Source organism: Micromonospora sp. SL1-18 (assembly GCF_047921505.1).
Taxonomy (GTDB): Bacteria; Actinomycetota; Actinomycetes; order Mycobacteriales; family Micromonosporaceae; genus Micromonospora.
Genome location: NZ_JBLROA010000031.1, coordinates 69,310 through 80,866, shown reverse-complemented (window position 1 = coordinate 80,866; position 11,557 = coordinate 69,310). Strand labels below are relative to the sequence as shown.

General features: G+C 75.8%; 9 protein-coding genes. 8 read left to right on the top strand and 1 reads right to left on the bottom strand.

Going from position 1 to position 11,557, the window contains the following annotated elements; all coding sequences use genetic code 11:
• From ACNAW0_RS17140 to ACNAW0_RS17125, 4 genes are all read left to right on the top strand, one after another.
• A partial coding sequence (locus tag ACNAW0_RS17140) for an ATP-binding protein (protein WP_416288882.1) occupies positions 1-153 on the top strand: 153 nt, incomplete at its 5' end.
• 62 nt (positions 154-215) lie between these two features.
• Positions 216-1,946, top strand: a complete 1,731-nt coding sequence (locus tag ACNAW0_RS17135; RefSeq protein WP_416288874.1) for a trypsin-like peptidase domain-containing protein — start codon at positions 216-218, stop codon at positions 1,944-1,946.
• A 160-nt stretch (positions 1,947-2,106) separates the two neighbouring features.
• Positions 2,107-2,778, top strand: coding sequence for a BON domain-containing protein (locus tag ACNAW0_RS17130; RefSeq protein ID WP_416288873.1), 672 nt, complete (start codon positions 2,107-2,109; stop codon positions 2,776-2,778).
• Between the two features lie 147 nt (positions 2,779-2,925).
• Complete coding sequence (locus ACNAW0_RS17125) at positions 2,926-3,984, top strand: glycosyltransferase family 4 protein (RefSeq protein WP_416288881.1); 1,059 nt, start codon at positions 2,926-2,928, stop codon at positions 3,982-3,984.
• 3 nt (positions 3,985-3,987) lie between these two features.
• Here ACNAW0_RS17125 and ACNAW0_RS17120 read toward each other — a convergent pair whose 3' ends face one another.
• Complete coding sequence (locus ACNAW0_RS17120; protein WP_416288872.1) at positions 3,988-5,415, bottom strand: serine/threonine-protein kinase; 1,428 nt, start codon at positions 5,413-5,415, stop codon at positions 3,988-3,990.
• A 176-nt stretch (positions 5,416-5,591) separates the two neighbouring features.
• On the opposite strand from ACNAW0_RS17120, the gene ACNAW0_RS17115 reads away from it, so the two are divergent.
• The 4 genes from ACNAW0_RS17115 to ACNAW0_RS17100 are packed head-to-tail and all read left to right on the top strand — an operon-like array spanning position 5,592 to position 11,541.
• Complete coding sequence (locus ACNAW0_RS17115) at positions 5,592-6,425, top strand: patatin-like phospholipase family protein (protein WP_416288871.1); 834 nt, start codon at positions 5,592-5,594, stop codon at positions 6,423-6,425.
• Entirely contained in the window at positions 6,425-7,459 is a 1,035-nt protein-coding gene (locus ACNAW0_RS17110) for a 1-acyl-sn-glycerol-3-phosphate acyltransferase (protein ID WP_416288870.1), read from the top strand. Before ACNAW0_RS17115 ends, ACNAW0_RS17110 begins: the two co-directional genes overlap by 1 nt.
• A 35-nt stretch (positions 7,460-7,494) precedes the next feature.
• Positions 7,495-7,815, top strand: a complete 321-nt coding sequence (gene cutA, locus ACNAW0_RS17105; protein WP_416288869.1) for a divalent-cation tolerance protein CutA — start codon at positions 7,495-7,497, stop codon at positions 7,813-7,815.
• A 48-nt stretch (positions 7,816-7,863) separates the two neighbouring features.
• Entirely contained in the window at positions 7,864-11,541 is a 3,678-nt protein-coding gene (locus ACNAW0_RS17100; protein ID WP_416288868.1) for an SCO7613 C-terminal domain-containing membrane protein, read from the top strand.
• Positions 11,542-11,557 lie beyond the last annotated feature (16 nt).

Genomic DNA, 11,557 nt, shown 5'->3' with positions numbered 1-11,557 from the left:
AGGCCGACCAGCACCGGGCTCGGGTTGGCCATCGTGGCCGCGCTGGTGGCGGCGCACCACGGCACGGTCGAGGTGGCCGAAACGCCGGGCGGCGGGGCCACATTCCGGGTCAAACTGCCCCTGTTGCCGCAGTCGCCGGAGCCGGGCGACTGATTTTCAGAGAACATTCAGGTGCGTTCCAGGCTGGTCGCAGTGCCAACGGAGAAGGTGGATCCATGACCGACCACGAGACCGACCCACAGCGGTCGCCGGCTCCCGCCGACGCCGAGCCGTCGCACCCCGCCGCCGAGCTACCCCGCACCGGGAGCGCGCCCTCGGACTCCGCCCCAACCCTGGCCGCCGCGCCGGTTCCGGCCGACTCCCCGGCCGCCGGGACCGCCGTCGAGGCCGCCCCCACCGCCGACCGCACCGATGCGCCGGCCACGGCCGATCTCGGCCGCACCGAGGCCCCGGCCGCGTACGACGTCGACCGCACCGACGCGCCGGCCACCGCCGACCTCGGCCGCACCGACGGGCCTGCCACCGCCGACCTCGGCCGCACCGAGGCCCCGGCCGGGTACGATGCCGGCCGTACCGAGGTGACCCAGCCCGTCAGCCCGTACGCCCGGCCGACGGCGACCCCGTCCGCGCCGCCGTACCCGGTCTCGGGGCAGCCGCAGCAGGCCGGCCCGTGGTACGGGGGGCAGCAGCCGGGCGCCTGGGCCGCCGGTACGCACCACGACAACACCGGCGCGTACCACGGTGCCGGTACGCAGCACGGCGCCGGCTACCCGGCGGCGGCCGGCGGGCCGGTCCCGCCGTACCAGCAGCACCAGCCGTATCCCGGTGCGCAGCCGCACCAGGCCGGCCAGCCGGTCCCGCCGTGGGGCGCGCCGCAGCCGGCGCGGCCGAGCCGGGCGGGGAAGTTCATCGGTGTGGGGGCGCTGGCCCTGGCGCTGATGTTCGGCTCGGGGGTCGCCGGCGGCGCGCTCGCGCTCGCCCTGGGTGGCCACGACGCCACCATCACCCGCAACTACTCGGCGGCGCCGGTGATCAACAGCGCCGACCTGCCGAAGATCGCCGCGTCCGTCCAGGACAGCGTGGTCTCGATCCTGACGGACGGCGGTGAGGGCTCCGGGGTGATCCTCAGCGCCGACGGGTTCGTGCTGACCAACAACCACGTGGTCGCCTCCGCCAGCGGCGACACGGTGCGGGTGGCCTTCGCCGACGGCAAGAACGCCCAGGCGAAGATCATCGGCACCGACCCGAAGACCGACCTCGCGGTGGTCAAGGCCAGCGGAGTCAGCGGCCTGAAGGCGGCCAAGTTCGGCGACAGCGACGCGATGCAGGTCGGCGACCAGGTCCTCGCCCTGGGCAGCCCGCTCGGTCTCCAGGGCTCGGTCACGGCCGGCATCCTCAGTGCCCGCGACCGCACCATCCAGGCCGGCGAAGGTGGCCAGCAGCAGCAGATGGACCCGCGGCAGGGCGCCAGCTCGATCTCCGGCCTGCTGCAGACCGACGCCCCGATCAACCCGGGCAACTCCGGCGGCGCGCTGGTCAACACCCGGGGCGAGGTGATCGGCATCAACACCGCGATCGCCACCGCCGGACAGGGCAGCAACGGCAACATCGGCGTCGGCTTCGCCATCCCGAGCAACAAGGCCAAGAACGTTGCCGAGAAGCTCCAGCGCGGCGAGAAGGTCAGCCACCCGTCGCTCGGGGTCAGCGTGAACGCCGCCGAGGACGGTGGCGCGCTGGTCGCCGCGGTCGTCCCGGGCAGCCCCGCGGAGAAGGCCGGGCTGCAGCGGGGCGACGTGGTCACCAAATTCGGCGACAAGGTGATCAAGGACTCGAACGACCTGGTGGGCGCCGTCCAGTCGGGCAAGGTCGGCGACCGCGTCGATGTGCAGTTCAAGCGGAACGGATCGAACCAGACGGCAACCGTGACGCTCGCCGAGACGTCATAACGACAAAGACCTGCCTCCTCCAGGGCGGCGGGTGACGGAGTCAAGGGGGTTGGCTCCGTCACCCGCCGCCCCTCCTCGTTTCCCACCCGGTCCGGGTGAGCCCGGCTCACCCCGTCCGGCGGCACCCTCGACTCACGGGAACCGCACGGGAGGGGACGTCATGACGACCACCACCGCCGTCCGTACCGACCCGGAGATCCAGCGGGAGGTGCTCGCCGAGCTGGACTGGGACGCGCAGACCCGGCCGACCGAGATCGGGGTGACCGTCGCCGACGGCGTGGTGACGCTCACCGGCCAGGTGGACAGCTACGCCCGGCGCTGGGCGGCCGAGCGCTGCGCACACCGGGTACGCGGAGTCCGCGCCGTCGCCAGTGACCTCGAGGTACGCCTGCCCGTTGCCGAGGAGCGTACCGACGCCGACATCGCGATCGCGGCCAGTCGGGCGCTGGAGTGGGACAGCTTCGTCCCCGCCGAGCGGCTGGACGTGACCGTCGCCGACGGCTGGATCATGCTCCGCGGCGAGGTGGAGTACGGGTTCCAGCGGCGTACGGCCGAGCGGGAGCTGCGCCGCCTGCGCGGCGTACGCGGGGTCACCAACCTGGTCGAGGTCCGGTCGCCCACCCCGTCCAGCGATGAACAGACCCGCCGTGACCTGCAACGGGTCCTGCTACGCCGGACCGGTACGGAGCGGATCAGGGTGGGGATCACCGGCGACACCGTGGTGCTCGACGGGGTGGTCCGCTCGTGGTGGCAGCGGGAGGAGGCGGAACGGGCCGCCTGGGGCACCCCGGGCGTACGCGAGGTGCACGACCGGATAGTGGTGGCCGGCTGAGCCGCTCCGCCCTCGCCAGCCGGCTGCCCGGTTAACCCCCGGACACGCTGGGAAAGCGTCGTCGATCAGCCACGCCGGGAGCATCGGGGAGGACCTGTGAACCATCAGCCGTCGGACCGCCCGCGGGCCCGGCCGTTGCGGATCGCGATGGTGGTGCCGCCGTGGCTGTCGGTGCCGCCGCCCGGCTACGGCGGGCTGGAGCAGGTGGTGGCCGGGCTGGTGGACGCCCTGGTCGACCGCGGCGACGCGGTGACCGTCTTCGGCACCGGCCGGGAAAGCGGCACCGCCGGCGACTTCGTGTCCACCGGTCCGGAACTCCAGTACCACCGGCTCGGCGAGTCCCTGCCCGAACTGGCCCACCTGGCCCGGGTCAACCACCTGGTCCACTCCGCCGACTTCGACGTGATCCACGACCACACCACCATCGGCCCACTGGTCGCCGGCCGCCGGGCGGTACCCACGGTGGCCACCGTGCACGGCAACCCGGTGGGGGAGTACGGCACGGTGCTCAGCGACACCGACCACGGGGTGGGGCTGGTGGCGATCTCGCACGCCCAGCGCCGGGGCAACCCGAGGCTGCCCTGGGTGGGGACGGTGCACAACGCGATGCCGCTCCGGGACTTCCCGCGCAAGCGGGCGCCGGGGCAGGGGCCGGTGCTCTGGCTTGCCCGGTTCAGCCCGGACAAGGGGCCCGAGGTGGCGATTCGCGTCTGCCGCCGGGCCGGTCTGCCGCTCACCCTGGCCGGCAAGTGCAACGAGCCGGCCGAACGCCGCTACTTCGAGCAGGTCGTCGAGCCGCTGCTGGACGATGACGTGACCCTGGTGCTCAACGCCGACCGGGACACGGCCCTGCGGCTGCTGGTCGACGCCCGGTGCCTGATCATGCCGATCCAGTGGGAGGAGCCGTTCGGCATGGTGATGGTGGAGGCGATGGCGACCGGTACGCCGGTGGTGGCGCTGCGTCGGGGGGCTGTGCCGGAGCTGGTCCGCCCCGGGCTGACCGGACTGGTCTGCGACCACCCCGACGAACTGCCGGCGGCGTTGCTCGAGTCGTCCCGCCTGGACCCGGCCGACTGCGTGGCCCACGTCGCGGAGAACTTCTCCGCGGAGCGGATGGCCTTCAGCTACGAGTCGGTCTACCACAGCTTCCTCGCCACCCGGGTCCGCCCCGGGCGGCGGGAACCCGCGCCGGTCAGCATCCGCTGACCGTCAGGCCCGGGCCGCATCGAGCTGGGCGGCGGCCGCGTCGAGCCGCGCGGCGTACGCCGGGCTGATGCTGCCCTCGCGCTGCCGCTCGCCGATCTTCACGCGGAGCAGGTCCACCGCGGTGGTCAGTGCGCCCTCGCCGGTCGCGGCGGTGGCGTTGCGCAGCAGGTTACGCAGGTCGACGCCGACGTCGTCGCGGATGTGGCCGGCCGCCAGACCCGCCTCGATGAGCCCGTCCATCCGGTTGGCCGCCTCCAGCAGGCCGCCGCCCGACGGTACTGACACGCTGCTGGTCGCCGGGGCCGGCCGGGTCGGGCTGGGCGGCGGTTCCGTCCGCGCCGTGCCGGGGCTCGACGGCGCCGCGGACGGGATCACCATCGGCCCGGTGCCCGGCAGCACCCCGGGCAGCGGCTGCCGGTCCGGGAGCAGGGCGGGCGCCAGCAGCGCGGCGCCGCCGACCACCACCACGACCGCGCCGACCGCCACCAGGGCCAACGACCGCCGGAGGCCGTCCCAGCGCGTCCCCGGTGACTCCGGAGCGGCCGGCGCCGGCACGGTCATCGCCGGGATCGGCATGGTGGCCGCCTGCGGTTCGGCGGGCAGGAGCTGGTCGCGCAGCACGGCGGCCACCTGGTGCGCGGTGGGCCGCCGCCGCGGGTCGCGGGCCAGGCAGCGCAGGCAGACCTCCGCGACCGGCACCGGCAGGCCGGGTACGCCGTCCAGCACCGGTGGCCCGGCCTCGGCGAGCGCCACGCTGAGCTGCTCCCAGGTGTCCGCCGGGTACGGCGGCTGGCCGGTCAGCGCCTCGAAGAGCAGCACGCCCAGTGAGTAGACGTCGGTGGCGGGCTGGGCCGGTGCCCCGTCCAGCCGCTCCGGTGCGACGTACGCGGGGGTGCCGAACGTGCCGCCGTCTTCGTCCTCATCCGGTGCGCCGACCCGGGTGGCGATGCCGAAGTCGAGCACCTTCACGCCCACCCCGGTCATCATCACGTTCGCCGGGGTGATGTCCCGGTGCACGATGCCGAGCCGGTGCGCGGCGGCCAGCGCCTCGGCGATCTGGCGGCCGATCTTCACCGCCTCCGGCCAGGGCAGCGGTCCTTCGGTCAGCCGGTGCTCCAGCTCCTCACCGGTGAGCAGCTCCATCACCACGAACGAGGTGATGGTGCCGTCCGGCGCCAGCGTCTCGCCGTAGTCGTGCACGGCGGTGACGTGTGGGTGCACGAGCTGGGCGGCGGAGCGGGCTTCCCCGCGCACCAGGTGCCGGAACCGGGCGTCGGCGGCGAGCGAGGGGGCGAGCACCTTCAGTGCCACGATCCGGTCCAGCACCTCGTCCCTGGCGCGCCAGATCACCGACATGCCGCCGGCCCCGATCTGGTCGATGAGCCGGTACCTGCGGGCCAGCAGGCTGCCGGCGTGCAGTGACCCCTTCACATCGCACCTGCCTGTGCTTGGGAGCGGTATCAGGTTGCGGGAATGTGTCCGGGCTGTCAACGGCTGTCCGTTCCCGCGTCGCGAGCTGCGTTGTGGTGGTTGCCCGGGGTGACGGCGGGTGCGGGGCCGGTCGGCTCCGGCGGGGCGCGTACGGGGCGCGTGCCAGGATAAACGGCATGGCAGGCGGTCCGGTGGCGTTCGTGCTCGGCGGCGGAGGTGTGCTCGGCGCGGTCGAGGTGGGCATGCTGCGCGCCTTGTTCCGGGCCCAGATCCGGCCCGACATGGTGCTCGGCACCTCGATCGGCGCGGTCAACGGCGCCCTGGTCGCCGCCGACCCGACCGAGGCGGTCACCGACCGGCTGGTCCGGCTCTGGGCCTCCGCCGAGGCGAGCGAGGTGTACGGCGACTCGGTCGCCCGACAGCTGCGCCGCTTCGCCGCCCGTACCCACCTGCACTCGCCCCGGCCGCTGCGCCGGCTGCTGGAGAACGAGCTGGGCGAGGAGACCACCTTCGCCGACCTGAAGGTGCCGTTCCGCTGCTGTGCGGCCAACATCGAGCGGGCCGCCGAGCACTGGTTCCACAGCGGACGGGTGGTGCCGGCCGTGCTCGCCTCCGCCTCGGTGCCGGGGCTGCTGCCGCCCACCGAGATCGACGGCCAGCACTACATCGACGGCGGGGTGGTCAACTCCATCCCGGTCGGGGAAGCCGTCGCCGCCGGCGCCGAGCAGATCTTCGTTCTCCAGGTGGGGCGGATCGAGCGGGAGCTGAGCCCGCCGCAGCGCCCCTGGGAGATCGCCCAGGTGGCCTTCGAGATCGCCCGGCGGCACCGGTTCGCCCGGGAGATGGCGGCCCTGCCCGACGGGGTGAAGGTGCACGTGCTGCCCACCGGAGGGCTGGAGCCGCGCGATGACAGCCCGTGGGCGTACCGCGATCTGGCGGCGGTGGGGCGCCGGATCAGCCGCGCGTACACGGCCTCCCGCCGCTACCTGGACGCCCGGCTGGAGCCCTGATGCCGCTGCCGCCCCGGTGGGTACGCCGGCTGCTGCTGGCCCCGGGCGTGGTGCTGCTCGCGCTCGCCGTGGTGATCACGCTGCCGGTCTGGGCGGTGCTGGCGCTGGTCGCCTCGCCGCTGGTGCCGGGGCGGCTGAGACCGCTGCGGCTGCTCTGGATCAGCACCGTCTACCTGGTCTGGGACGCCGCCGCGCTGCTCGCCCTGTTCGCGCTCTGGGTGGCCGCCGGCTTCGGCGTACGCAAGCGGTCACCGGCCTTCCAGCGGGCGCACTATCTGCTCGCCGGCTGGTTCCTGCGGGTGCTGTTCTGGCAGGCCCGCTGGGCGCTGCGGCTACACATCGACGTGGTCGGCGCCGAACCGGACATCGCCCTGCCGGGCCGCCCCGAGCTGGTGATCTGCCGGCACGCCGGGCCCGGCGACTCGTTCATCCTGATCCACGCCCTGGTCAACTGGTTCCACCGGGAACCCCGGATCGTGCTCAAGGAGAGCCTCCAGTGGGACCCGGCGATCGACGTCCTGCTCAACCGGCTGCCCAACCGGTTCATCGCGCCCGGGCCGGACGGCCGGGAGGCGGCGATCGCGCAGATCGGCCACCTCGCCACGGGCCTGGACGGCGACGACGCGTTCGTGATCTTCCCGGAGGGCGCCAACTTCACCCCCGGCCGGCGGCTGCGGGCGATCGCCCGGCTGCGTGCGCTCGGGCTGGACCGGATGGCGTCCCGCGCCGAGCGGCTGCGGCACGTGCTCGTCCCGCAGCCGGGCGGAGTGCTGGCCGCCCTGGACGCCGCCCCGGAGGCCGGGGTCGTCTTTGTCGCCCACACCGGACTGGACCGGATGCTCACCGTCACCGACGTGTGGCGGGAGCTGCCGATGGACAAGCGGATCGTGATGCGGCTCTGGTCGGTGCCGCCGGAGGACATCCCCGCCGGGCGGCGGGAACGTATCGACTGGCTGTTCGACTGGTGGGCGCGGATCGACCGGTGGATCACGGCGAATCGGGACGGCCCGGCGGGGGCACCGGACCCTCGGTGAAGTGGGCGTCCCGGAATCCCCCGTATGGTGCGCTCGTGGAGCAGATCTGCGTGGTGACGACGGTGGTGGACGCGCGGGCGGTCGCGGACGTGCTGGCGGCCGCGGCCGTCGCCGCACGCCTGGCGGCGTGCGCCCAGGTCGGTGGTCAGGTGGACAGCACCTACTGGTGGCAGTCCGAGATCCAGACCACGGCCGAGTGGTCGGTGCAGTTCAAGACCGCGCCGGACCGGGTGGACGCCCTGATCGACCAGATCCGCGCCGGCCACCCGTACGAGGTGCCGGAGATCCTGGTGACGCGGGTGGAGAGCGGCAACCCCGACTACGCGGCCTGGGTGCACGAGCAGACCCGTTCCTGAGTACGTCTACTCTGTCCGGTCGTAGCCGCCGGCCGCGATACTCGCCGGGTGGAGAACACCGCCTACCCCTGCCCCGGCTGCGGCACCCCCGCCGATCTCGCCTCCGGCTGTCCCGGCTGCGGCCGCCCGCCGTACCCGCCGGCTGCCGAGGTGATCCGGCTGGACCGGGAGATCGCCACGCTGGCCCCGCAGGTCGAGCGCGCCCGGGACGCGTACCAGGAGCTGACGGTCCGGATCGGCGCGGCCCGGCAGCGCCGGGCGGAGCTGGCGGCGCGGATCCGGTTGGAGATCCCCGCGCCGCGTTCGCTCGGATCGGTGCCGCCGGTGCACCCGGCCGGTCCGGTGCCGCCGCCGGGTACGGTGCCGGCCGCGGCCCCGCGGCCGGGCGGCGCGGAGACCTCGACCCGAGCCGTGCAGAGCCTGCTCTTCGTGCTCGGCGGGCTGCTGCTCGGTACCGCGGCGGTGGTCTTCACCGCGGTCGCCTGGGCCGCCTTCGGGGTCGGTGGCCGGGCGCTGATCCTGCTCGGCTTCACCGCGCTCGCCCTCGCCGGGCCGCTGGTGGCGCGCCGGCGCGGGCTGCGCGGCACGGCCGAGACGTTCGCCGCGGTGGGGTTGCTGCTGGTGCTCCTCGACGGGTACGCCGCCTGGTCGGTGGATCTGTTCGGGGTGGCCGGCTGGCCGGGGAGCCGGTACGCCGCGCTGGTCGGGGGGGCCAGCGCGGCGGTCGCGGCCGGGTACGCGCGGCTCAGCCGGCTCACCGTGCCCTGGTTCGCGGCGTTGCTGGCCGCGCAGCCCGTGCTGCCGCTGGCCGCGGTCTCGGCGGAGCCGTCGGCCGCCGGCTGGGCGCTGATCCTCACCGGCCTGGCGCTGGGCGACCTGGCGGTGGTGGCGGTCCTGCGCGGCCGCGTCGCGCCGGGTGGCAGCGGAACATCGGCGACGGTGTCCGCCGGGCGGGTGCTCGGCTGGGTGGGGTACGGCGTCGCGCTCGCTGCGGCGGCCGGCTGCGCGCTGGTGCCGCTCGTGCGGGGGCGGGCGGCCGGCACCCCGCTGCTGGCCGGCGGTCCGCTCCTGCTCGTGACGCTGGTCCTGCTCGCCGGGGCGCTGGCGGCCGGCGGCCGGGCCTATCGGGCGGTTGCCGCTGGGCTGCTGGTGCCGGTGCTGGCCGCTGCGCTGATCCGGCCGGTCGCCGTGCTGCGCCCGGGGTTGCTGCTGGTGGCGGCCGGGCTGATCGTGGCCGGGGCGGCCGGCGCGGTGCGGGTGCTGCCGGAGCGGCTGCGGGTCGGGCCGCGGGTGGGCGCGTTCGTGGTGGCGGCGGGGCTGGGCCAGCTCGCCACGATCCTCACCGTGTTCGTCGCCGGCGCGGGCGCGGTCGCCGCGTTCCCGCCCTGGCAGGGCGGGAGGACATTCCCGACCCCGTCCTGGGGGTGGCAGCTTCCGGTCGCCGTGCTGTTCACCGCCGGGGCGGTGGCGCTTCTGGTGGCCCGGGCCACCCGGCCGGTGGTCGGGGTGATCGGTGGCGCGCTGGCCGTGCTGGCCGCGCCGGCCGCCGCGGCCACCCCGTGGCCGCTGGTGCTGGCGGTCGACCTGGTCGCGGCCACCGTACTGCTGGTCGGTGCCGTGCTCCGGCCGGGCCGGCGGCAACCGGCCGTGCTGGTCCGCGCCCTGGCCGCGGCGGTCCTCGCCGGCCACGCCCTGCTGGTCGGCTGCGCCGAGCCGGCCGGCGCGGGTGCGGTGCTGGCCGTGCTCGCCGCCCTCGGCCCGGCCGTCGCGACGCGGGGCCGCCGGGGTGCGGGCGCGCAGCGGACCGTCGCCGGTGTGGCGCTGGCGGTGGCGCTGCTCGCCGTACCGGCGGGGGTGGCGGTCGCGCTGATCGGTTTCGGCGCGCCGCCCTGGTGGCAGCTGCGCGGCGCGGCCGTCGCCGTCGTGCTGCTGGTGGTCGCCGTTCCCGCCGTCCGTCGGCACTGGCCCGACCTGCACGGGTACGCCGCGGCGGGCTTCGCCGTCGCGCTCGCCTCGGTCGGGGTCGCCCCGCTGGTCGTAGCCGGTGCCGAACCGGTGGCGCTCTACGCCGCAGCGGGTGTGCTGCTGGCCCTCGCCGCCGGCGGGGCTGCCCGGCCCGTTGTCGCGCCGCGGGCGGTCGGCGCCGGGCTGGCCGGGCTGGCACTGCTCGCCGCCGCCCCGGCGGCCCTACGGGTGCTGCTGGCACTGCCCGTACCGGTCTGGTCCGGGGTGCCGGTCGGGGCGCCGGTGCCGGGCGCGGCCCGGGCCGGGCTGGCGCTGCTGCTGCTCGGGACCGCCGCCGGGGCGTACGCCCGGATCGTGGCGACGGGCCGAGATCGTGGCGCGGTGTCAGACCGGCCTTCACTCGGTCCGGAGCGCCGCCTGGCGGCGCGAAGGCCGAATTATGGCCGCCAGCCGAGCTGGAAGTTGTCGGCGGCGGAACCAGATCGTGGCGCGGTGTCAGACCGGCCTTCATTCGGTCCGGAGCACCGCCTGGCGGATTATGGCCGCCAGCTGAGCTGGAGTGGCCGGAGCGACCGCTGGTGGCTGCCGGCGGTGGCGGCGCTGCCGTTCGCCGCGGTCGCCCTGCCGGTGCTGCTGGCGGCGACCGGCGCGCCCTGGCCGGTGGTGCCCGCGGTCGCGTTCGGGGCCGGGCTGGTCGCGCTGCTGGTGGCCGCCCTCGCCGCGCCGCGCCCGCCGCTGGTGCCGGTCACCCTGCCGCTCGGTCTGGTGCTGGGCCTCGCCGGGCTGGCCGGGCTGCTCGCCACCCGGGCCGGGACGCTCGCCGGGCTGGGCGTGGTGGTCGTCGCGGCGGCCGTGGTCGGTACGGCCGGGCGGAACGCCGATACCCGGCTCGCCGGCTGGCTGCTGGCCCTGGCCGCGGCCACCGGATTCGCGGTGACCGCGTCGCTGGCCGGCGGGCTGCCACTGCGTACCGCCGCCTTCGCGGTGCTGGCCTTGGCGGTGCCGGCCCTGCACGCCGTACCCCTGCTGCGCGTCCGGACGGCCGGTGTGGCGGCGGCATCCCCGACGGGCGGTGCCGGTACGCCCGGGGCCGGCCCGGCCGGTGCGCTGGCGCTGGAGGCCGCCGCGCAGGCGATCGCCCTGCTGGCGCTGCTGCTCGCCGGCGGCGCGTTGCGGCACGCGGCTGCGGTCTGCGCGCTGTGGGGCGCGGCCGTGGCGGTACGGGTGGTACGCCCGGGTGAAACGTCGGCCCGGCGCTGGATCTTCGCCGGTGTCGCGGGCGGCAGCGAGCTGCTCGGCGGCTGGCTGCTGCTGGCCGCCGGCGGGGTGGCCGTGCTGGAGGCGTACACCGTGCCGGCGGCGGCGTTCGCCCTCGGCGCCGGCCTGGTGGCGCTGCGGACCCGGCCCGGCCTGAACAGCTGGCTGGCGCTCGGACCGGGGCTCGCCGCGGCGCTGCTGCCCAGCCTGGTGTCGGTGCTGGTGGCACCGGACGCCCAGCCGGGCCGCCGGCTGGCGCTCGGCGTGGTGGCGCTGGGCGCGGTGCTCGGCGGGGCGGCCCGGCGCTGGCAGGCGCCCGTCCTGCTGGGCGGGGGCACGCTGGTCCCGCTGGCGCTGCACGAGCTGGCCCGGGGCTGGGACCTGCTGCCCCGCTGGATCTTCCTCGGCCTCGGTGGGCTGGCGCTGATCGCGCTCGCTGCCACCTACGAGCGGCGGCGGCGCGACCTGGCCCGGCTGCGCGCCCTGGTTGGCAGGATGGAGTAGGGGTAACCCCACCTGC

Bases quoted from the DNA above. Each gene is read 5' to 3' on its own strand.
- ACNAW0_RS17125 (WP_416288881.1), top strand. From the start codon at position 2,926: ATGGTGGTGCCGCCGTGGCTGTCGGTGCCGCCGCCCGGCTACGGCGGG.
- ACNAW0_RS17110 (WP_416288870.1), top strand. From the start codon at position 6,425: ATGCCGCTGCCGCCCCGGTGGGTACGCCGGCTGCTGCTGGCCCCGGGC.
- ACNAW0_RS17130 (WP_416288873.1), top strand. From the start codon at position 2,107: ATGACGACCACCACCGCCGTCCGTACCGACCCGGAGATCCAGCGGGAG.
- ACNAW0_RS17115 (WP_416288871.1), top strand. From the start codon at position 5,592: ATGGCAGGCGGTCCGGTGGCGTTCGTGCTCGGCGGCGGAGGTGTGCTC.
- ACNAW0_RS17135 (WP_416288874.1), top strand. From the start codon at position 216: ATGACCGACCACGAGACCGACCCACAGCGGTCGCCGGCTCCCGCCGAC.